17 protein-coding genes are annotated in these 20,805 nt (G+C 64.1%); 9 read left to right on the plus strand and 8 right to left on the minus strand.

Annotated elements, in window-relative coordinates:
* Positions 1 to 153 precede the first annotated feature (153 nt).
* Positions 154 to 2,724, minus strand: a complete 2,571-nt coding sequence (gene cphA / locus ACQ4W0_RS25790) for a cyanophycin synthetase (RefSeq protein WP_436579345.1) — start codon at positions 2,722 to 2,724, stop codon at positions 154 to 156.
* Between the two features lie 194 nt (positions 2,725 to 2,918).
* On the minus strand, positions 2,919 to 5,096 hold the full coding sequence (locus tag ACQ4W0_RS25795) for a cyanophycin synthetase (protein WP_436579346.1): 2,178 nt from the start codon (positions 5,094 to 5,096) through the stop codon (positions 2,919 to 2,921).
* Between the two features lie 467 nt (positions 5,097 to 5,563).
* On the opposite strand from ACQ4W0_RS25795, the gene ACQ4W0_RS25800 reads away from it, so the two are divergent.
* Both ACQ4W0_RS25800 and ACQ4W0_RS25805 read left to right on the plus strand, forming a co-directional pair.
* Entirely contained in the window at positions 5,564 to 7,846 is a 2,283-nt protein-coding gene (locus ACQ4W0_RS25800) for a cyanophycin metabolism-associated ABC transporter (RefSeq protein WP_436579347.1), read from the plus strand.
* A 2-nt stretch (positions 7,847 to 7,848) separates the two neighbouring features.
* Entirely contained in the window at positions 7,849 to 8,319 is a 471-nt protein-coding gene (locus ACQ4W0_RS25805; RefSeq protein WP_436579348.1) for a cyanophycin metabolism-associated DUF1854 family protein, read from the plus strand.
* Between the two features lie 43 nt (positions 8,320 to 8,362).
* On the opposite strand, the gene ACQ4W0_RS25810 is transcribed toward ACQ4W0_RS25805, so the two are convergent.
* Positions 8,363 to 8,968 (minus strand): hypothetical protein, encoded by a 606-nt coding sequence (locus tag ACQ4W0_RS25810; protein WP_436579349.1) that lies wholly within the window; start codon positions 8,966 to 8,968, stop codon positions 8,363 to 8,365.
* A 55-nt stretch (positions 8,969 to 9,023) separates the two neighbouring features.
* Positions 9,024 to 10,538, minus strand: coding sequence for an AMP nucleosidase (locus ACQ4W0_RS25815; protein ID WP_436579350.1), 1,515 nt, complete (start codon positions 10,536 to 10,538; stop codon positions 9,024 to 9,026).
* 122 nt (positions 10,539 to 10,660) lie between these two features.
* Between ACQ4W0_RS25815 and ACQ4W0_RS25820 the strand changes: the two genes are divergently transcribed.
* From ACQ4W0_RS25820 to ACQ4W0_RS25835, 4 genes are read left to right on the plus strand one after another with little or no spacing between them, the layout of a single operon-like run.
* Entirely contained in the window at positions 10,661 to 11,260 is a 600-nt protein-coding gene (locus ACQ4W0_RS25820; RefSeq protein ID WP_436579351.1) for a TetR/AcrR family transcriptional regulator, read from the plus strand.
* A 14-nt stretch (positions 11,261 to 11,274) separates the two neighbouring features.
* On the plus strand, positions 11,275 to 12,078 hold the full coding sequence (map, locus tag ACQ4W0_RS25825) for a type I methionyl aminopeptidase (protein ID WP_436579352.1): 804 nt from the start codon (positions 11,275 to 11,277) through the stop codon (positions 12,076 to 12,078).
* 2 nt (positions 12,079 to 12,080) lie between these two features.
* Positions 12,081 to 12,494, plus strand: coding sequence for a hypothetical protein (locus ACQ4W0_RS25830; protein WP_436579353.1), 414 nt, complete (start codon positions 12,081 to 12,083; stop codon positions 12,492 to 12,494).
* 59 nt (positions 12,495 to 12,553) lie between these two features.
* Positions 12,554 to 13,201, plus strand: coding sequence for an FABP family protein (locus ACQ4W0_RS25835; RefSeq protein ID WP_436579354.1), 648 nt, complete (start codon positions 12,554 to 12,556; stop codon positions 13,199 to 13,201).
* Here ACQ4W0_RS25835 and ACQ4W0_RS25840 read toward each other — a convergent pair.
* Both ACQ4W0_RS25840 and ACQ4W0_RS25845 read right to left on the minus strand, forming a co-directional pair.
* Complete coding sequence (locus ACQ4W0_RS25840) at positions 13,198 to 15,654, minus strand: tetratricopeptide repeat protein (protein WP_436579355.1); 2,457 nt, start codon at positions 15,652 to 15,654, stop codon at positions 13,198 to 13,200. The two genes, ACQ4W0_RS25835 and ACQ4W0_RS25840, sit on opposite strands and share 4 nt — an antisense overlap.
* Before the next feature lie 80 nt (positions 15,655 to 15,734).
* On the minus strand, positions 15,735 to 16,514 hold the full coding sequence (locus ACQ4W0_RS25845; RefSeq protein WP_436579356.1) for an AraC family transcriptional regulator: 780 nt from the start codon (positions 16,512 to 16,514) through the stop codon (positions 15,735 to 15,737).
* A gap of 96 nt (positions 16,515 to 16,610) precedes the next feature.
* Between ACQ4W0_RS25845 and ACQ4W0_RS25850 the strand changes: the two genes are divergently transcribed.
* Complete coding sequence (locus ACQ4W0_RS25850; protein WP_436579357.1) at positions 16,611 to 17,501, plus strand: DMT family transporter; 891 nt, start codon at positions 16,611 to 16,613, stop codon at positions 17,499 to 17,501.
* A 38-nt stretch (positions 17,502 to 17,539) separates the two neighbouring features.
* Complete coding sequence (locus ACQ4W0_RS25855) at positions 17,540 to 18,136, plus strand: O-methyltransferase (RefSeq protein ID WP_436579358.1); 597 nt, start codon at positions 17,540 to 17,542, stop codon at positions 18,134 to 18,136.
* Between the two features lie 4 nt (positions 18,137 to 18,140).
* On the opposite strand, the gene ACQ4W0_RS25860 is transcribed toward ACQ4W0_RS25855, so the two are convergent.
* Together ACQ4W0_RS25860 and ACQ4W0_RS25865 are read right to left on the minus strand one after the other, a co-directional pair.
* A complete protein-coding gene (locus tag ACQ4W0_RS25860; protein ID WP_436579359.1) occupies positions 18,141 to 18,650 on the minus strand; it encodes a GAF domain-containing protein in 510 nt (169 codons plus the stop codon).
* A gap of 66 nt (positions 18,651 to 18,716) precedes the next feature.
* Complete coding sequence (locus ACQ4W0_RS25865; RefSeq protein ID WP_436579360.1) at positions 18,717 to 19,607, minus strand: LysR family transcriptional regulator; 891 nt, start codon at positions 19,605 to 19,607, stop codon at positions 18,717 to 18,719.
* Between the two features lie 84 nt (positions 19,608 to 19,691).
* On the opposite strand from ACQ4W0_RS25865, the gene ACQ4W0_RS25870 reads away from it, so the two are divergent.
* Positions 19,692 to 20,684, plus strand: a complete 993-nt coding sequence (locus ACQ4W0_RS25870; RefSeq protein WP_436579361.1) for an aldo/keto reductase — start codon at positions 19,692 to 19,694, stop codon at positions 20,682 to 20,684.
* Positions 20,685 to 20,805 lie beyond the last annotated feature (121 nt).

Raw genomic sequence — 20,805 nt, forward strand, 5'->3', positions numbered from 1 at the left:
TAACCGACCTCCTGAATGAAGAACGGCCCGGTCGAAAATTCGACCGGGCCGTCAAAGCCTTGCCTCAGCGTTACACTGTCCGGGTCTTGAAACGAGACCTTAACTGAACGGCATTAGGCCCGCAGGCCGCCCTTGCATGCAGTCGGGCTGCGCTTACACTTCGGCGACGCGCTTGGCGATGTGCGCCAGCGCTTCTTCCACCTGGTCGATCAGGATCAGGCACAGATCGCCTTCATTCAAACGCGCCAGGGCCTTGTCGATGGCGACGAATTCGCCGTTGATTTCATCGATATGGCTGGTGCGCTTGGCGCCGTTCAAGCCCTGGCGCAGCAGCGCCACCACTTCGCCGTCGGCGCGGCCGCGCTGGCACTGGTCCTGGTACAGCAGCACGTCGTCGAAGGCGGCGCCGAGGATTTCAGTCTGCTGGCGGATGTCTTCGTCGCGGCGGTCGCCGGCGCCGCTGATGACCACCGAACGGCGCTTGGCCGGCATGCTTTCCACGGCCTGCACCAGCGCCAGGATGGCGTCCGGATTGTGGCCGTAGTCGGCGATCAGGGTGGCGCCCTTGTAATCGAACACATTGAAGCGGCCAGGCGCATTGTCGGCTTCATTGGCAAAGGTTTTCAGGCCCAGCGCGATGGTTTTCCAGTCCAGGCCCACGGCCCAGGCGGCGGCCAGTGACGCCATGACGTTGTCGACCTGGAAGCCGATGGCGCCATTGCGCGTGATCGGCACTTGCGACAGGGCGATTTCGTGGCGCTCCTTGCCCTGCGCCGCGACCAGCTTGCCGTCTTCCACGTACACCACGCGGTTGCCCTGTGCGCGGTGCGTGGCCATCACGGGATGCGTCTTGTCGGCGGCGAAGAAGGTCACCGTGCCGCTGCAATTCTTGGCCATGCGCGCGACGGCAGGGTCGGTGGCGTTCAGGACGGCCACGCCGCTGTCGGCCACGTTCTGCACGATCACGCGTTTCAGCACCGCCAGGTCTTCCACGGTGGTGATGTAGTTCAGGCCCAGGTGGTCGCCGGCGCCGATATTCGTCACCACGGCGACCTGGCAGCGATCGAAGGCCAGGCCTTCGCGCAGCATGCCGCCGCGCGCTGTCTCGAACACGGCCGCGTCCACGTCAGGGTGCAGCAGCACGTTGCGCGCGCTGCGCGGACCGCTGCAGTCGCCGCTGTCGATCTGGCGTCCCTCGATGTACACGCCATCGGTGTTGGTCATGCCCGTGCGCAGGCCGGAGGTGGTGAGCAGGTGGGCGATCAGGCGCACGGTGGTGGTCTTGCCGTTGGTGCCCGTAACGGCGACGACGGGAATGCGGCCATCGTCGCCCTCGGCGAACATGGCGGCGATGATGGCTTCACCCACGGGGCGCGGCTTGCCGAACGACGGCGCCAGGTGCATGCGCAATCCCGGCGCAGCGTTCACTTCGACGATGCCGGCGTTCTGCTCTTCCAGCGGTTTCAAGATGCTCTCGGAGACCACGTCCACGCCGCAGATGTCCAGGCCCACCATGTGCGCGGCCGCGACGGCGCGCGCCGCCACTTCCGGATGCACGTCGACGGTGACGTCGGTGGCCGAGCCGCCCGTCGACAGGTTGGCGTTATTGCGCAAAATCACGCGCTGGCCCACGGGCGGCACCGATTCGGCCACATAACCCTGCTTGGCCAGGCTGGCCAGCGCGATGTCGTCGAAGCGGATTTTCGTCAGCGAGGTGGCGTGGCCGCTGCCGCGGCGCGGGTCCAGGTTAACCTGGTCGACCAGTTCGCGCACCGTGTGCTGGCCGTCGCCCACCACTTGCGGCGGGTCGCGGCGGGCAGCTGCCACCATCTTGTTGCCGATGACGAGCAAGCGGAAATCGTGGCCCGGAAGATAGCGCTCGACGAGGATGTCGTCGCGGAATTCCTGCGCCGCGAGGAAGCCGGCTGTCAGCTGTTCGCGCGTGGTGACATTGACGGTCACGCCCTTGCCCTGGTTGCCATCTTTCGGCTTGATGACGACGGGCAGGCCGATCTCGCAGGCGGCGGCCCAGGCGTCGTCCACGTCGATGGCGACACGGCCTTGCGGCACGGGCACGCCAGCCGAGTCCAACAACTTCTTGGTCAGTTCCTTGTCTTGCGCGATGGCTTCCGCGATCGCGCTGGTGCCGTCCATTTCGGCGGCCTGGATCTTGCGCTGCTTGCTGCCCCAGCCGAACGTCACCAGGCTGCCTTCGGTCAGGCGGCGGAACGGGATGTTGCGCGCCACGGCGGCGTTGACGATGGCGCCGGTGGAGGGGCCCAGGCGCACGTCTTCATCGAGTTCCTGCAACTGGTGCAGGGCACCGGCCAGGTCGAATGGCGCATCGTCCAGCGCCGCGCGGCACAGCTGCTGCGCCAGTTCCAGGGCCAGGCGGCCGACGGCTTCTTCCGAGTATTCGACGACGACCTGGAAGATGCCCGTTTCCAGGGTTGATGTGGTGCGGCTGAAGGTGACGGGGCAGCCGGCTTGCGCCTGCAGGCCCAGCGCCGCCAGTTCCAGCACTTGCGCCATCGGCGCGGCGTTGTAGTTGCCCAGCGGTTGCAGCGGGCTCAGTTGCGGAAAGCGCGCGCGCAAGCGGGCTTCGAAGCCTGGCAGCTGGGCGATGTCGAGTTCCTGCGTGGTGCAGGAAACAATGGCTTCCACGGCGGTGTCGTGGCTCCAGAGGTTAGGGCCACGCAAGGCCCGTACGCGAGATACTTCCATAATTAACCGTAATCCTGTTGTGTTCTTGTGGGCCCGGCCAAAGCCGGGCTTTTACGTCAAATTAAACCGTAGCGAGCGGATGGGAGGCTCGGCGCCCCCGTTGGCCCGAGAAGCGGAGCTGTGCGGATGCACAGTGAGCATCGGAGGCCGCAAATCGCGACGCGCAGTAGGTTTGGTTTGACGTTTCTGGTTTTTCAATTCCCGATGCAGCCGGGGGCCGCGTCAAAGGTGCGTAGGCCCGCGCAGATCAGGTCGACGGGCAGGTTCATGGCCCAGGCGGCGGCCGCGACTGCCAGCACGCTGTCGACATTGCCGGCCGTGGCCGGTTTCAGCAGGTCCAGGCATAGCAAGACCGTTTCGATGCCGCCTTCGGCCAGCACGATGTGGTTACCGCGCACGAACACGGCGCGCTGGCCGGCGGCCAGTTGCGCCGCGATGGCCGGCAAGCTGCCATCCTGCGCATACAGTGTCACGCTGCCGTCGCACAGCTCGGCCAGTTCCAGTACGTGCGCGTTGGCGGCATTGAGCACGGCCACGCCCGTCGGCACTACCACGTCGACCTGGCTGCGCACTGCCTTGTACAGGCCCGCTTCGTCCAGCACGTCGAAATCCTTGACGCTATCGAGGCTGCCCATGTCGGTGACGATGCCGATCTGGCACTTGTCATAGGCTAGGCCTTCGGCCAGGATCATGCGCGGATTGCTTTCGAACAGGGCCGTCTGCACGGTGCGGTTGAGCAGCAGGCGCTGGCCCGCATCCCAGTTCACGCAGTCGTTGCTGACGACGCGGCGCTGGTCCAGGTACATGCCTTCGCTGCAGACGGCGCCCGTGTGCAGGCCCGACAGGTTAAGGAGTTTGCACAGCATGCGCACGATCAGGCTGGCGCCGCGCGTGCCCGTCACGCCGATCAGCGGAATGCGGCCCGTTTCTTCAGGCGCGAACAGATGCTCGACGATGGCCGCGCCCACAGGGCGGGGCTGGCCCACGCCGGGCTTGATGTGCGCCAGCAGGCCGGGGCTGGCATTGACTTCGATGATGGCGCCGCGCTGCTCTTCCAGCGGACGCGTGATGTCGGTGGTGACCAGGTCGATGCCGGCGATATCCAGGCCGACCACGCGCGCGGCCAGCAGGGCCGCATGCACGACGGAGGGGTGCACGTCGTCGGTGACGTCGATGGACACGTTGCCGTTCGGCTGGATCAGCACTTTCTGGCCCGCCTGCGGCACGGACAGGGCGGTCATGCCCTGGCGCTGCAGTTCCAGCACGATTTCGCCCGATTCATGCGGCTTGACGGTGCCCAGCGGGAAGTCTTCGCCTTCGCCGCGGCGCGGATCGATATTGATCTGGGCATTCACCAGTTCCAGCACGCTCGAGACGCCATCGCCGTCGACCCACAGCGATTCGCCCTTGGCGGCCGCGATCAGCTTGTTGCCGACCACGAGCAAACGGTGTTCGTCGCCCGTGATGAAGCTTTCCACCAGCACGGCCGAGCTGTCGCCCTTGCGCGCGGCCAGTGCGTAGGCCGCTTTTACGTCCGCTTCGGTCATCAGGTTCAGCGATACGCCGCGGCCATGGTTGCCGTCATACGGTTTGACGACGACGGGCACGCCGATGTCTTGCGCTTCTTCCCAGGCCGCTTCGGCGCTGCGCACCAGGCTGCCTTCAGGGACGCGCACGCCGCACGATTTGAGCAGGAATTTGGTCAGGTCCTTGTCGCTGGCGATGCCTTCGGCAATCGCGCTGGTGCGGTCCGTTTCGGCCGTCCAGATGCGGCGCTGCGCGGCGCCGTGGCCCAGTTGCACCAGGTTGCCGTCGTTCAGGCGCAGCGAAGGGATGCGGCGCTCGGTGGCCGCATCGACGATGCTGGCGGTGCTCGGACCCAGGCAGCGCGCGTCGACCAGGTCGCGCAGGGGCGCCAGTGCCGCTTCCAGATCGTAGGCTTCATCGTTGATGGCAGCCATCAGCAGTTCGCGCGCGGTGGCCAGGGCCGCGCGGCCCACGTGCTCTTCACGCGTGCGGAAGGCCATCTTGTAGACGCCACGCTGGCCGGTCGAACGCGTCTGGCCGAAGCCCGTGCGCATGCCTGCCAGGTTTTGCAGTTCCAGCACCACGTGTTCAAGGATGTGGGCCGACCATGTGCCTTCGCGCAGGCGCTCGAAAAAGCCGCCCCGTTCGCCCACGCCGCAGCGGTGCTCGATCATGCCGGGCAGCCACGCCACCAGGCGCTCGTACAGGCCGGGCAGGGTATTCGATGGATAGTCTTCCAGTTCGCCGATGTCGACCCAGGCTTCAATCACCGGGCGATACGTCCAGATATTGGGGCCGCGCAAGTGGGTGACGCGGACAAATTCGATGTTCTTCTTCTTGATCATGTAAGTGGTTTCTTGATAACAAGCCAGGCGTCTGGGCGCCAGATACTTTATGTTGGCTCTACAGAGTCTTTTCAGGCTCGTGCTTGGTTCTTTATCCCGGGTATGCGCAGTGTGCCACTTTTAGCGGCCTCTTGTCGCGTTTGCTTCTCGTATTCTGCTGGTGTTGTCATCGTAATTGTTACTAATTGTTGCCTTACTTGTTATAAAGATACCGACTCCGGACTAAGCTGGAGCATTTGCGCAACAGTGGGCTGTTGTATACTTGTCCCTGTACGATGGCTGCTCATTTTTTTGCGCCGTTTTGCCATCATTCCTTACCGGCAGGCATCCATTCGATACAATACAGGAAATTGCCACTGGTGCATCTACCTCGCCATCGCGCAGTACACAAACATTGATCGGGCGTCTGCCCCATCCCCCAAATCCCGCCCTGAAGGGCTTGGCCTCGAGCCGGAGTATGCTTTACGATGACAACTGAACTGAGTGTTCCTGCAACAACTATTCCCCTCACCTCGCTGCCGGCGCCTGTAGCAGAAGCCTGGCTGGCGGAAGTGGAAAAAAATCTTTCTCCAGGGGAGAACGTTTTAAGTAGCGTTGAGGTTGACCTCGATGCGCGATTACGTTTCACAAAAGGCATAATTGTTGTCACCGAGAAGCGTTTGCTGGCCCGTTCACCGGGCGCTGCCGCCTGGAAAAGCTGGTCTTTCCGCCCTGGACTGCGCCTGACGCATCATGACCACGCCGGTGTCGGCCACCTGGAATTGTTCGACGACCATGGCCGGCTGGCCTCGTGGCGCTTTACCCTGGGACAGAACCTGCACGCCATCCGCGTGCTGGAGCAGTTCGTCGAGCGTCTCGACAGCCACCTGACGGGCCAGCCCGTGCTGGAAGCGGAGCAGGAAGTGTGTCCCAGCTGCAAGGCGCCTTTGGAGCCGGAGCAGGAAGAATGCCCGATCTGCGCCAAGGTGTTGTACACGCCGCCATCGACCTGGACCCTGTTTCGCCTGTGGCGCTTCGCCCATCCCTACCGTGGCCAGCTGGCCCTGGGCTTCATGCTGATGCTTCTGAGCACTGCCGCGCACATGATTCCACCCTACCTGACGGCGCCGTTGATGGATAATGTGCTGATCCCGTATCAAAACGGCAAGCATATCGACCCGTGGCTGGTGGTGTACTACATGAGCGGCTTGCTCGGTTCGGCCCTGCTGGCCTGGCTGTTGGGCTGGGGCAAGACCTATGTGCTGGCCCTGGTGTCCGAACGCATGGGCGCCGATTTGCGCTCGGCCACGTATGAACACCTGATGAAACTGTCGCTGGAATTTTTCGGCGGCAAGCGCACGGGCGACCTGATGTCGCGCATTGGCAGCGGCAGCGACCGCATTTGCGTCTTCCTCTCGCTGCACCTGCTCGATTTCGCTTCCGACGTGCTGATGATCATCATGACGGGCGTGATCCTGTGGTCGATGAATCCATGGCTGGCCATCATGACCCTGGCGCCCTTGCCCTTTATCGCCTGGATGATCCACCTGGTGCGCGACCGTTTGCGCACGGGCTTTGAAAAGATCGACCGCGTGTGGAGCGAAGTGACCAACGTGCTGGCCGATACCATCCCCGGCATCCGCGTGGTGAAGGCGTTTGCGCAGGAAAAACGCGAAGCGGCCCGCTTCCGCGACGCCAACGCGCACAACCTGGCCGTCAACGACAAATTGAACAAGGTCTGGTCGCTGTTTTCGCCGACCGTCTCCTTTTTGACGGAAATGGGTTTGCTGGTCATCTGGTGCTTCGGCATCTGGCAATTGTCGCGCGGCGAAATCACCGTCGGCGTGCTGACCGCCTTCATCGCCTACAGCACGCGCTTCTACGGCCGCCTCGATTCCATGAGCCGCATCGTCTCCGTGACGCAGAAATCGGCGTCCGCCGCCAAGCGCATCTTCGACATCCTCGACCACGTGTCGAGCGTGCCGGAACCGGCGCACCCCGTGAAACTGGAGAAGATCGAAGGCAGGATCGATTTGCGCGAGGTCGGTTTCCGCTATGGCAACCGGGCCGTCAACCGTGGCATCACCCTGAACATCAAGGCGGGCGAGATGATCGGCCTGGTGGGCCACAGCGGTTCGGGCAAGAGTACGCTGGTCAACCTGATCTGCCGCTTCTACGATGTGTCGGAAGGGGCAATTTTGCTCGACGGCGTCGACATCCGCTCGTTCGCCGTGTCCGACTACCGCCGCAACATCGGCCTGGTGCTGCAGGAGCCGTTCCTGTTCTTTGGCACCATCGCGGAAAATATCGCCTACGGCAAGCCGCATGCGTCGCGCCAGGAGATCATCGCCGCCGCGCGCGCCGCGCATGCCCACGAATTCATCCTGCGCCTGCCGCAAGGCTACGATTCGATGGTGGGCGAGCGTGGACAGGGCCTGTCCGGCGGCGAACGCCAGCGCATCTCGATTGCCCGCGCCTTGCTGATCGACCCGCGCATCCTGATCATGGATGAAGCGACTTCGTCGGTCGATTCGGAAACGGAAAAAGAGATTCAAAAGGCGCTGGACAACCTGGTGCAGGGCCGTACGACGATCGCCATCGCCCACAGGCTGTCGACCTTGCACCGGGCCGACCGTCTGGTGGTGCTGGACCGCGGCCAGGTCGTCGAAGTGGGCAGTCACGATGAACTGATGGCGAAAGAGGGCGCCTATTTCCGCCTCTACGAAGCACAGGCGCGCAACAACGAACTCGCCCTGGATGACAAGGAATAAGCATGGCCAGTACAACTTTTACATTAAGCCGCGACACCTTCGGCAAGCTGGTGATGACGGACGAAGGCGGCCAGGTCTTTGAAGGCGTGGCGCCCGTGCGCGCCTTCCCCATCCAGTCGCCCGACGAAGGCATTTCGCTGGTGCTGGGCAATGGCAAGGAAGTGGCGTGGATCGAGCGCCTCGACGCCTTGCCGGAACCGGCGCGCAGCCTGCTGCAGGAAGAGCTGGAAGGGCGCGAATTCATGCCCGAGATCGCGCGCGTGAAAAGCGTTTCCAGCTTTGCCACGCCATGCACCTGGCATGTGGACACCGACCGGGGCGAGACGCAATTCGTGCTGAAGGGCGAGGAAGACATCCGCCGCATCGGCGCCACGTCGCTCTTGATCGCCGACAACCACGGCATCCACTTTTTGATCCGCGACATGTTCAATATCGACAAGACGACGCGCAAGATACTCGACCGCTTCCTGTAAGCGATGCAACAATCAAAAACGGCGCCTTCACGGCGCCGTTTTTTTACTTCTGTTTATGCGCCTCATACTCTCTGCGTATCGAGACCATCTGGTCTTTCACGCAGGACAGCATGGCATCGTGATCTTCATCCGCGAGTTTTTGCGAGAACTGGATGATGGTCTGGCTGCGCTGGTTCGGGTACTGGATGGAAATCTGCATCTCTTCCCCTTCGATCAGATTCATCAACTGCTTGCTGGTCGGGATAAGATCGGCCGTGCCGGCCATATGCCCCGGTTTGCCGGACGCCTGGATGTCCCGCGCATGCAGTGCTTCGCCGTTGTCCTTCCTGGCGATCCAGAATCCCGTAGGACGGGGTATTGCTTTTTGCTTTCCTGCCGGTTTTGGCGTGCCTGGATCGCTCAGTTGCCCTGCATCGATGTGACCACTGAATGTCGAGGCTGAGACATAGAACTGGAATGCATATGTTTCAAGTTTCTTGTCGATGACAACGGCGACGGTGGCATCCAGCCCGCAGATGTCAACGCCGTGCGCATTACTTTCTACTAGCGGCTGTAGCAACATGTAGATGGGGGTGGCGGTGGTGTGTGCCAGCGCCGGTACCGGCAAGCCCAATGCCAGGGCGAAAGGGATGCTGTGGAGTAGGTTCATGTATTGTCTTGAAATGAATGGCGGACCCGGTGGTCCGCCGGTAGGTGCCCGAGATTTACTGAAACGCCACTTCCGCGAAGCTGCGCAGCTTGCGGCTGTGCAGCCGGTCCACGCCCTGGCGGCGCAGCAGTTCCACGGCGCGGATGCCGATGCGCAGATGCTGGTCGACCCGTTCGCGGTAGAAGTGGTTGGCCATGCCGGGCAGCTTGATTTCGCCGTGCAGCGGCTTGTCGCTCACGCATAGCAGGGTGCCGTAGGGGACGCGGAAACGGAAGCCGTTGGCGGCGATGGTCGCGCTTTCCATGTCCAGCGCGATGGCGCGGCTCTGGCTGAAACGGCGCTCCGGCGTGCGTTGCGGCAGCAGTTCCCAGTTGCGGTTGTCCGTGCTGGCCACGGTCCCCGTGCGCATGATGTGTTTCAGGTCATGTCCCGTCAGCTGGGTGATTTCCGCCACCGCCGTTTGCAGCGCCTGCTGGATTTCCGCCAGCGGCGGGATCGGCACCCACAGCGGCAAGTCTTCGTCGAGCACATGGTCTTCGCGCACATACGCATGCGCCAGCACGTAGTCGCCCAGGCTTTGCGTGGTGCGCAGGCCGGCGCAATGGCCCAGCATCAGCCAGGCGTGCGGGCGCAGCACGGCGATGTGGTCGGTGATGGTCTTGGCATTGGCCGGACCGACGCCGATATTGACCATGGTGATGCCGCTGCCATCGGCGCGCAGCAGGTGGTAGGCGGGCATCTGCGGCAGGCGCGGCGGCGCGGCGCCCAGCGCATCCTCGCTTTCCACGGTCTGTCCCACGCGGCGCGTGACCACATTGCCCGGTTCGACAAAGGCGACATAGCCGTCGTCGTCCGACGGCGCTTGCGCGTCGGGCGCGCGGTCCATCATGGCGTGCCCCAGGCGGATGAATTCGTCGATGTAGAACTGGTAATTGGTAAACAGGACGAAGTTCTGGAAATGCTGCGGCGAGGTGCCGCTGTAATGGCGCAGGCGCTGCAGCGAATAATCGACGCGCGGCCCCGTGAACAGGGCCAGCGGCTGCGCTTCGCCATGCGCCGGTTCGTGCGTGCCGTTGGCGATGCCATCGTCCATGGCCGACAGGTCGGGCAGGTCGAACAGGTCGCGCATGGCCAGGCGGCGGCCCGCATCCATATTGCCTTCGATATGGTCATGCTCGGCGAACGAAAAATGCACGGGTATCGGCTGGGCGCTGACGCCCACTTCCAGGTGTACATTCTGGCCGCCGTTATGGTTTTTCAGCAGCAGGGTGAACTGGTCGAGATAGTAGTCGCCGAACAGGTCGGGGCGCGTCAGGGTGGTTTCAAACACGCCGGGACCGGCGACAAAGCCGTAGGCCAGCGGCGAGTCGGCGCGCGCCACGGTGTCGGTCTGGATGCGCACGAAGGGGTAGCAGGCGCGCACTCTTTCGTGCATGTCTTCGCCGGCGACAAAGCGCTGCAGCGCATCGCGCAAATGTTCTATGCTGCTGCGGTAAATGGCTTGCACCTGTTCCAACGCCAGGCGTGGATCGTCGAAGCGGGAGGAGGCGATGAAGGGGGGCGTAAGCAAGCGGATTCTCCTTTAGCGGTTCGTGCATACCATTGTAAGGCAGCGGGACAACTCGCGTTGGACGCGTTTCTTGCCTGGCCGGGCCGCTTGACGGATTCAAATAGAATCTGTATTCTATTTGAATGGTCAGACTTGCTAAATTCAACGAAAACAACTTCATCGACAGCGCGATTGCAGTCGCCGCCCAGTGCGGCGTGGCCGCCGTGTCGATGGCCGCCATCGCCGTCAAGGCCGGTGCGCCCATCGGCTCCGTGTATCACCGCTTCGATTCGCGCAACGCCATCCTGGCGCGCGCGTGGCTGCGCGTGAAAAGCGATTTCCGCGAGGAGGTGGCCAGCCGCTGGCTCGGCGGCGACACCTGGGCCGGCGTGCACGGCTTGCTGGACTGGTGCCGGCGCAAGCCCGTGTATGCGCGCTTCCTGCTGCAATGCGCGGACAGCCCCGATTTCAGCGGCGGCCTCAGCGAGGAGTTACTGGCCGCCGTCGAAGAGGAACAGGCGGCGCTCGACGCCTGCTTTGTCCGCTGCGCCGAAGCCATGCCCGCCACCACGGAGCTTGATCTGGATCACATGCTGCTCAAATTCGTGCTGATCGACGCGCCCGTGGCCGTCGTCAAGCCTTACCTGACCCAGGAGCGGCCGATACCTGCCAGTGTCGACGCCATGCTGCGCGCCTCGCACGACGCCGTGCGCGGCTGGGCCTTACATACCACATCACATTAACAAAGAAGAAATCCATGCGCTATTCCACCCAGCTTGAACACGGCAAGAAAATCCCCCTGCACGACGAAGAAGGCTTCGTCGGCATGCGCGCGGCCGGCCGCATCGCCGCCGACACGCTCGACTACATCACGCCCTTCGTCAAACCTGGCGTATCGACGGCCAAGCTCGACGCCCTGTGCGAAGAATTCATGCGCGCCGCCGGCGCCATCCCCGGCACCATCGATTACCACGGCTACAAGCACGCCAGCTGCATCTCCGTCAATCACGTGGTCACACACGGCATCCCGTCCGAGACCAAGATCCTGAAAGTGGGCGACATCCTGAACATCGACGTGACGCCGAAGTTCCAGGGCTGGTTTGGCGATACCAGCCGCACCTTCAAGGTGGGCGCCGTGTCCATCCTGGCCAATCGCCTCGTCAACACGGCGTATGACGCCATGATGGCCGGCATCCACACCGTGCGCCCGGGCGCGACCCTGGGCGACGTGGGCGCAGCCATCGAGGCGGTGGCCAAGGCGCAGGGCTTTTCCTCCGTGCGCGACTTCTGCGGCCATGGCGTGGGCCAGGTCTTCCACGACACGCCACAAGTGCTGCACTATGGCCGCGCGGGCACGGGCATCGTGCTCGAACCGGGCATGATCTTTACCATCGAACCGATGCTCAACGTGGGCAGCTACCAGGTCAAGGTCTTGCCGGACAAATGGACGACGGTGACGAAAGACCGTTCGCTGTCGGCGCAGTTCGAGCACTCGCTGGCCGTGACGGAAACGGGCTTTGAAATCTTCACCCTGACCGGCTTGCCGGACCCGCTGGTGTAAGCGTGCAGGCGGCCACGCTCGTGTCCACGCCGACGCTCACGCAGCGCCTGCTCGATAAGCACCGGCACGATGCCGAGGACGCGCTGCAGCAGGTGGCGCTGGCCGTACTGCAGCAGGAAGGCATCCGCAGCGACAGCGTGCTGCGCGTCCAGCGCATCGCGGCCCTGGCGCCGTCCGTCGCTTGCGTGGTGACCCTGGCGGAATGGCTGGCCTACGTGGACTGGGAAGGGTTAGACAGCGCCCTGTATGCGAATATCGCGGCGGTGGCGGCGCTGATCACCGGCGAGCTGCAACTGCCCGACGTCGCCGCCAACTTGCTGCAGGCGCGCGACGCGGACGTGTTCGAGGCGCAGCGCCCCGCGCTGGCGACAGCAGCCTTGTTGTTCATCGAAGGTCACATCGCGCTCTTTCCCTGACAGCGGCCTGCGTCTTACAATGGCGGCAAGCACTGTTGCCCCATTTTGAAGACTTCCGCATGAGCGATTTTCCCGAAGATATCTACACCGAGCCGTCTGCCGACGTGCACACCCTGAACAACCTGGGCCCCCTGACCGGCATGGCCGGCATCTGGACGGGCACGCGCGGCCTGGACGTCAAGCCGAAAGCCGACGGCCCGCGCAAGCAGGCGTTTGTCGAGCGTATCAAACTGCAGCCGATCGACCCCGTCACCAACGGCCCGCAACTGTTCTACGGCTTGCGCTATTACATCCACATCACCAAGCCGGATCAAGTGAAAACCTACCATGAACAGGTCGGCTACTGGCTGTGGGAGCCGGCCACGGGCGCCGTGATCCAGACCCTGGCCATCCCGCGCGGCCAGATCGCCATGGCATCGGGCACGACGACGTTTGATGCCACCAGTTTCGAACTGGTGGCCAAGCGCGATTCGACGGCCTACGGCATCTGCTCGAACCCTTTCCTCGAACACGCGTTCACCACCGTTGAATACCGCATCAAGGTCGACATCCATGCCGACGGCACCTGGGGCTACGACGAAGACACGGTCATGCTGATCCGCGGCAAGGATGAACCGTTCCACCACACGGACCGCAACCTGCTGACGAAAATCGGCGAGCCGACACCGAACCCGATGGCGCTGCAGGCGCTGGCGGCAGCAGCTTAAGGCTGGCCCTGGGCTACCGCCTTGATCGCGCGTTCCTCGCCCATGGCGGCGGCGATCTTCCAGCGCTGCATGGCGCTGGCGCGGTCGGGGCGTTTCAAGCCCGCGCCTTCCCAATCCATCAAGCCAAGATTATAGATGTCGCCCGCGCTGCCCTTGTCGGCGGCCAGGGTGAACCATTTGCGCGCTTCCTTGTGGTTGACGGGGATCTGGTAGCCGCGCACGTGGTACAGGCCCAGCAAATGCATGGCTTGCGCATTGCCCTTGTTCGCGGCTTGTTTCAGCAGGTCGAGCCCGCGCGCCATGTTGCGCGGCTCCTGCCAGCCTTCGGCCAGCATCACGCCCTTCGCCGTCAAGGCGTAGCTGTCGTTTTTCAGCAGGCCCTTGCCGACCAGGGGCTTGGCGGCGACCTGGCGCGCTTGCCGCTGCTGCGCCGTCGGCGCCGTGGCGGGGCCGCTCTGGCCTTCGCCCATCAGCAGCATCCAGCCATACAGACCATACGCGCCCGCGTCGCCCTTGCCGACCAGGCTTTCCAGCATGGCCAGCGCCTGCACCTTGTCGCCATTTTCATACAGCTTGACGGCCTTGGCGCTATTTGCGTCCGGCGGCACTGGGGCAGGCGCATGGGGCGCGACGGGCACCGAGGCCATGGCCGCCTGCGCTGGTGGGGAGGGCGCGCGCACGCGCACGGGCAAGCCATAGCTGGCGGCCAGCACGGCCAGGCTGGCAGGGGCGAGGATCAGCACTTGCGCCAACTGGTTGCGGCGGCCCTTGCCGGCGATGCGCATGGCGCGTTCGGCCTGCTGCTCACCGCCCAGCGCCTCGCTGAGCACGGTTTTTACCTTGCGGTTGAACAGCCAGTAGCCGGCGCCCGTGACGAGCAGGCCGGTCACGGCGGCGGCCCCGCGGCCGGCGAAGAACCAGGTGGCGATGGCGGCGGCCAGCGCGGCCAGCGCGCTTTTCCACCAGAATTGCTTGGCCAGCCGCGTGTAGACCTGGCGCAAGGCGCCGAGCACGCAGGTGCGCACATTCTGCGCATACTCGGCGGAGACGACATCGACGTGCGCGTGGTCCGCGTCGCCGCTGAGGACAGACTCGATCACGTCCGCATTCAGTTCCGAGGCGGCCACGTCGCGCAATGGCGTCAACAAGCCTTGCACGTGGGCCGAGAACAGGCCATCGTCGGCGCTACCGGCCAGCGCGTCGCTGAGCGCCTTGAGGTCGCCGCGCAGCAGCTTTTCCACGATGTCGTCGAGCGTCAGCCAGCGCAAGTCGGTGCCATATGCCACCAGGTGGTGCTTTTCTGCGTTGCACGCGGCGTCCAGGCGCACGATGCGCAGCTTGCCTCCGTACAGGGCGTCGACTTCCTGCGGCTGGTCTTCATTGTAAATGCTCACTTTCGCCAGGGCCAGGCTGCTGGCGATGGCGGCCAGTGAGTGCACGCTCTCTTTGTCGCGGATGCGGCGCGCATCGTCGGTCGCCTGCTTGGGCAGGCTGACGCTGTAGCCGGGCGCCACATGCACGTCGACCCAGGCCGCCTTGCCCACCTTGCCGGAACCGTCGCAGGGGTTGCAGCGCAAGTCGCCCACGCCGCTGCAGGTACGGCAGGTCACACTGCCACTGGCGCGGCAGGTGCCGCAATTGATGTTGCCGGAGCCGTGGCAGCTGTTGCACGTGACCTTGCCGTAGCTGCAATGGTAGCAATTGCGATGCTCGGTGCGGTACTGCGTGCGCGTTTCGCTATGGTAGCTGGTGTGCGAACTGCCGTTGCTGTAGGTGGTAGTGGGCACTTGCACCGTCACGTAATCGGTGACTTGCTCGGCCACCGTGCCGCTGCCGCTGCAATATGAACACGACACCTTGCCGCTGCCGTAGCAGCCATACGCGTCGCAGCTGACGGTGCGTCCGCCGTGGCAGTTCCAGCACGTTTCCGTGGTCGACCCGTGGCAGGTGTGGCAGCTGATGCGGCCTTTTCCATGGCAGTTGCTGCAGGTATCGAGGTGCCAGTACTTGACGGCGTGCGGCAGGTAGACGCCCGCTTCGACGCCATTGTAGGCCTGGCCCGCCTGGCGCAAGGCATTGTCGAGCTTGGCCGCCGCGCGGCGCAGGCGTTCTTTCTCCTGCGCGTGAGCGAGTGCTCCCACCTCATGCGAGCCACAGTGGCAGTCATTGCCCGATGGCGCGAAGTAGCCATTGATGACGCGCTGCTCGAAGCGCGCTTCGAGCGCGTAATTGGCTTGCAAGGAAAAATCCTGCAAGACGTCTTCCTCGCCCAGCGGCGTGATGTCCTGCGGCTCGAAACGCGTCTTGTCCTGCACCAGGGTGCGCAGCTTGCCCAGTACGCTGGGTACTTCCTCCTTGTCGAGCTTGAGGGGCACCGTCAGGGCCGTTGCTGATGCCTGGGGCATGTCCTCGCTGCCTTGGGTATCGGTGGCCGTTTCGGTGCTGGGGTTCATGCGCATCCTTTTGCTCTCTGGAAAGATGTTTGAATTTTAGCATCCCTATATGACAAAGCTGACAGCGCCGGTCCGCTTTGTCAGCGCAGGCCGCGGCGGAACTGGTCCGGCGTGCCGCCGCTCTGGCGGCGAAACATGGCGATGAAGGCAGATGCCGTGCTATAGCCCAGTTCCAGCGCGATGGCCTGCACGGTGTCGCCCCGTTCCAGCAAGGGCAGCGCGGCCAGGAAGCGCTGGCGCTGGCGCCATTCGCCGAACGGCATGCCCAGTTCGCGCTGGCAGCGGCGCGCCAGCGTGCGCTCCGTGACGTGCAGTTGCGCGGCCCACTCCGCCAGTGAGCGGTTACTGCCGGGGTCCGCCTGCAGGGCAGCGAGCAGCGCCGCGATGACGGGCTCGTCGCTGCCCGGCAGGTAGTTGCGGCTGCACGGCGCCAGCTGCAACTGGTCGACCAGCACTTGCGCCAAGCGCTGGTCGGCCTGGGTGACGGGCGTGGTGACGCCCCGTGCGGCAAAGTCGGCCAGGATGGCTTTCAGCAAGGGACTCAGCACCAGCGCGCACGGCTGCGCGGGCAGTCGGTCGCACAGGCTGGCGTCGATGTAGGCCGAGTGAAACACGACATCCTGGCGGATATAGCCATCGTGCAAGGTCTCGGGCGGTATCCACACGGCGTACTGGGGCGGCGACAGGTAGCGCTGGCCCGCCACCATGATTTCCATCACGCCCGTGGAGCAATACGTGAGCTGGCCCCACGGATGGCTCTGGTAATCGAATTGCTGGTGCGCGTGGTAATCGTCGAGGCGAAAGTACACGGGGTAGGGCAGGGTGTCGGAAACGGCGGGGAAATGCTGGTTGCTGGCCATATTGTCCTGTTCTTCGCATGGATTGTCCGATATGAATTATATCCATGGAATCGGACCATGCGAAAATGGCGTTCATTGAATAATGGAGTTTTTCGCATGCAAGCCAAGCATTATCTGTTTCCCGTGATCGCCGTGCTGATCTGGGCCATCAATACCATCGTCAGCAAGATGGCCGTGGGCGTGATCGACCCGGCCGCCATCTCGTTCTACCGCTGGCTGCTGGCCGGCGTGCTGCTGGCGCTCGTGTTTGGGCGCGCCGTGTGGAAGCAGCGGGCCATCGTAAAACCGTATCTGGGGAAACTGTTTGTCCTGGGCATGCTGGGCATGGTCATGTACCAGTGCCTCGCATATATCGCCGCGCAGACGACGACGGCCACCAACATGGGCATCCTGGCATCGACGATGCCGCTGCTGGCCGTGGGCCTGTCCGTGCTGTTGTTGAAAGAGGCGCCCACCGTGGGCGGCGTGTTCGGTGGCCTGGTGTCGCTGCTGGGACTCGGCTATCTGCTCAGCCATGGCGACCCGGCCGCGCTGATCGCCCATGGCGCGGCCGTTGGCGACGCCCTGATGCTGCTGGCCTGCCTGTCATATGCGGGCTATGGCGTGCTGCTCAAGCGCTGGAAGATTCCCCTGAATAACTGGCATTCCTTGCTGATCCAGGTCTGGTGCGCCGTGCCCGTGCTGTTCGTGTATTACCTGAGCCAGTTTGCGCCGCCCGTCACCAGCGCCGGCTTGCCGCTGGTGCTGTTTGCGGGCATCCCCGCATCCATCATCGCGCCGTTTTTGTGGATGCACGGCCTGGCCAAGCTGGGCCCCAGCCGCGCGACGACCTTGATGAATTTGCTGCCCGTGTTCACGGTGATCATCGCCATGCTGTTCCTGGGGGAAACCTTGCACAGCTATGATGTGATCGGCGGCGGCGTGACCTTGCTGGGCGTGGTGATGGTGCAAACCCTGAAACGCCCATTGAGGCGCGCGCAAGCGTAGTATTTTTTGCTATGCTGGTATTTTGCAAAGGAGCCATCATGGCAAGCGCCGATACCATCGATACCCTGCTGGACGAACTGGAAGCGTTCGGTCTGGCCAATGATGCTGAACATGCCGAGCGCGCCAGCCGCATGCTCAACATTACGCGCGATACGGGCGAATTGCTGGCCGTGCTGGTGCGTGCGCGCGGTGCGCGCCGGGTGCTGGAAATCGGCACCTCGAACGGCTATTCCACCCTGTGGCTGGCGCGCGCGGCGCAGGCGCTGGGCGGCAGCGTGGTGACGGTGGAAAAGGCGCAGGACAAGTTCGACATGGCGCATGCCAACTTTGCGCGCGCGCAATTGCAGGGTGTGGTCAAGCAGCTGCTGGCGGACGCGGGCGACGTGCTGCGCGATGCGGCGGACGGCGCCTACGATGTCATCTTTCTCGATTCCGCGCGCCAGCAGTACGCCCTATGGTGGCCGCAGCTGGACCGCGTGCTGGCGGCCGGCGGCGTGCTGGTGGTCGACAACGCCAGTTCGCACTATGCGGACATGGCCGGCTTTATCGAGGCCATCCGCGCCGACAGCCGCTACACGACGTGCTTGGCGACCGTGGGCAAGGGCGAATTTATCGCCGTCAAGGCGGGCAACTAGTTATTTACTCGGCGACAATCGCCGCTTCCAGCACGCGCACCAGCGATTCGACGCCTTGCGCGTCGATATCGTCAAAACGGCCGACCAAGGGACTGTCGAGGTCGAACACGCCGATGATCTGGCCATTCGCAAAGACGGGCACCACGAGTTCCGAACGGGAATTGACATCGCAGGCGATATGGCCGGGAAACGCGTGCACATCCTGCACGACGATGGATTTGCCTTCGACCACGGTGGTGCCGCACACGCCGCGGCCTTTCTTGATGCGGATGCAGGCCGGCTTGCCCTGGAACGGTCCCAGCACCAGCTCCTCGCCCTTGAGGAAATAAAAGCCGGCCCAGTTGAGGCCGGGCATGGTGTTGAAGACCAGCGCGCTGAAGTTGGCTGTATTGGCGATGAAGTCGCTCTCGCCCGACAGCAAGCCTTGCAGCTGCGAACGCAGGTCCGCATACATGGCTTGCTTGGCTTCCGGGGTATCGGTGCCGTAGGCGGCGTCGCTGATGGTAAACGTCATGGTCGTGGTGGTGTTTGAAATGGGGAAGGCGCCATGGTAGCGCGTCTGGCGCGCCAGCGTGCGGCGTCAGCTTTTCAATTGTTCCGCCGCCAGCTGGCGCAGCAGGGGCAGGGCCGCATGGCCGTGCTCTTCCCGCCAGGCCAGGCCGATGCCGGCCGCCAGTTCCTCTCCCTGCAACAGTTGTCGGTAGACCACGCCAGCGAGGCGCAGCGCGCGGAACGAGTCGGCCAGCAGGGCCATGCCCTTGCCGGCCGCCACATCGCTGAGCAGCACATGGTGGTCGGGCGCCTCGCGCAAAAAAATGGGCGCGAAGCCATGGCGGCGAAATACCTGCTGGCAATGATCGAAAAAGGCGGGCTGGCGCGCCCGTTCGAACCAGTAAATCGATTCTGCCGCGATGTCGGCCAGGCTGACCTTGCGCTTCTTCGCCAGCCGGTGCCCGGCCGGCAGGGCCAGCATCATGGGCTGGCGCGCCAGTGGCTGCACGGCCAGTTCGAAGGTGGCGCTGGGCAGGGCGAGCAGGGCCGCATCGAGCTGGCCCTTGCGTACGGCAGCCACCAGGCGCGGCGAGGGTGCCGCCGTCAGTTCCAATCGCATGGTGCCCAATTGCTTGTCCAATGCCGCCAGCAGGGGCCGGAACAGGCCTGCTTCCACCGAACTGGTCAGGCCCAGACGCAGGCGCGCGGGCGCGCTGTCTTGCCGCAGCGACGCTTGCGCCATCTCCAGCAAATCGAGGATGTGCAAGGCCTGCGGCAGCAGGGTGCGGCCCGCCTGCGTCAAGGCCACGCCCTGCGTGTCGCGTTCGAACAATCGCGTGCCCAGCCTGTCTTCCAGCAGCCTGATGGCGCGCGACAGGGGCGGCTGGGTCATGTGCAACTGTTCCGCCGCCTGGCGGAAATTCAGACAGCGGGCGACGGCGCAAAACAGCGTCAAGGCATGGGTATCGAGGGTTCTCATACCAGAAAGGTATCACGAAATCGCACATTCCCTTGCCGGCCTGCGCGGCGCAGACTGGCCTCATTGACACTGAGGGAGATCAACATGCAACTGCAACAACGACGCATCGGCCATAGCGGCTTGCACAGCTCGGCATTGGGCCTGGGCTGCATGGGCATGTCGGAATTCTATGGCGCTACCGATGAGGCGCAATCCTTGGCCACGCTGGAAGCGGCCCTGGCGGCGGGCGTGACCCTGTTCGATACGGCCGACGCCTACGGCTTTGGCCACAACGAGCAATTGCTGGGGCGATTTTTAAAAGGCCGGCGCGGACAAGCGCTGGTCGCCACCAAGTGCGGCCTGGCGCGCGAGGCGGGCAACTATGCGCGCCGCGTGGACAACTCCCCCGCCTACATCCGCCAGGCGTGCGATGCGTCGCTGGCGCGCCTGGGCGTGGAGGCCATCGACCTGTTTTACCTGCACCGCCTGAACCTCGATACCCCGCTGGAAGATTCAATGGGAACGCTGGCGCAATTGCTGCAAGAGGGCAAGATTCGCGCCGTGGGCCTGTGCGAAGTGAGCGCCGCCACCTTGCGGCGCGCGGCGGCGCTCTGCCCCGTGGCCGCCGTGCAGAGCGAATACTCGCTGTGGACGCGCGAGCCGGAGCAGGGCGTGCTGGCCGCCTGCCGCGAAGTGGGTGCGAGTTTCTTTGCCTACAGCCCGCTGGGGCGCGGTTTCCTGACGGGCGCCATTGCCGGCGTGGCCAGCCTCGACGCCGGGGATTTTCGCCAGTTCAATCCTCGGTTCGCGGCCGATAACCTGGCACGCAACCAGGCCATCGTCGCGCAAGTCCAGCAACTGGCGCGCGCGAAAGGCTGTACGCCGGCCCAGCTGGCGCTGGCCTGGCTGCTGGCCCAGGGCGATGACATCATCCCCATCCCCGGCACCAAGCGCATCGCCTACCTGCACGACAACCTCGGCGCGCTGGCCGTGCAGCTGGACGGGGCGGAACTGGCGGCGATGAGCGCAGCCTTTCCCTTGGGCATGGCGGCGGGCGCGCGCTATACGGCGGAGGGCATGAAGGGCGTGGATGCCTGAAAAAGATGAGCCGAGTGTACGCCAGCGTACCTAACTGACGCTTTCGCTGCGGGATAATCGCCGACGATCTGCTAGCATTCCCGCTGGCTCCAAGCACCCGCGCGGCGCTGCGGGGCCGGGG

Source organism: Janthinobacterium breve, assembly GCF_051380895.1.
GTDB lineage: Bacteria > Pseudomonadota > Gammaproteobacteria > Burkholderiales > Burkholderiaceae_D > Janthinobacterium.

Coding starts and splice junctions, on each gene's coding strand:
- cphA (WP_436579345.1), bottom strand. CDS start 2,724: ATGGAAGTATCTCGCGTACGGGCCTTGCGTGGCCCTAACCTCTGGAGC.
- ACQ4W0_RS25805 (WP_436579348.1), top strand. CDS start 7,849: ATGGCCAGTACAACTTTTACATTAAGCCGCGACACCTTCGGCAAGCTG.
- ACQ4W0_RS25810 (WP_436579349.1), bottom strand. CDS start 8,968: ATGAACCTACTCCACAGCATCCCTTTCGCCCTGGCATTGGGCTTGCCG.
- ACQ4W0_RS25795 (WP_436579346.1), bottom strand. CDS start 5,096: ATGATCAAGAAGAAGAACATCGAATTTGTCCGCGTCACCCACTTGCGC.
- ACQ4W0_RS25855 (WP_436579358.1), top strand. CDS start 17,540: ATGGCAAGCGCCGATACCATCGATACCCTGCTGGACGAACTGGAAGCG.
- ACQ4W0_RS25820 (WP_436579351.1), top strand. CDS start 10,661: ATGGTCAGACTTGCTAAATTCAACGAAAACAACTTCATCGACAGCGCG.
- map (WP_436579352.1), top strand. CDS start 11,275: ATGCGCTATTCCACCCAGCTTGAACACGGCAAGAAAATCCCCCTGCAC.
- ACQ4W0_RS25800 (WP_436579347.1), top strand. CDS start 5,564: ATGACAACTGAACTGAGTGTTCCTGCAACAACTATTCCCCTCACCTCG.
- ACQ4W0_RS25865 (WP_436579360.1), bottom strand. CDS start 19,607: ATGAGAACCCTCGATACCCATGCCTTGACGCTGTTTTGCGCCGTCGCC.
- ACQ4W0_RS25850 (WP_436579357.1), top strand. CDS start 16,611: ATGCAAGCCAAGCATTATCTGTTTCCCGTGATCGCCGTGCTGATCTGG.
- ACQ4W0_RS25845 (WP_436579356.1), bottom strand. CDS start 16,514: ATGGCCAGCAACCAGCATTTCCCCGCCGTTTCCGACACCCTGCCCTAC.
- ACQ4W0_RS25840 (WP_436579355.1), bottom strand. CDS start 15,654: ATGAACCCCAGCACCGAAACGGCCACCGATACCCAAGGCAGCGAGGAC.
- ACQ4W0_RS25870 (WP_436579361.1), top strand. CDS start 19,692: ATGCAACTGCAACAACGACGCATCGGCCATAGCGGCTTGCACAGCTCG.
- ACQ4W0_RS25860 (WP_436579359.1), bottom strand. CDS start 18,650: ATGACGTTTACCATCAGCGACGCCGCCTACGGCACCGATACCCCGGAA.
- ACQ4W0_RS25835 (WP_436579354.1), top strand. CDS start 12,554: ATGAGCGATTTTCCCGAAGATATCTACACCGAGCCGTCTGCCGACGTG.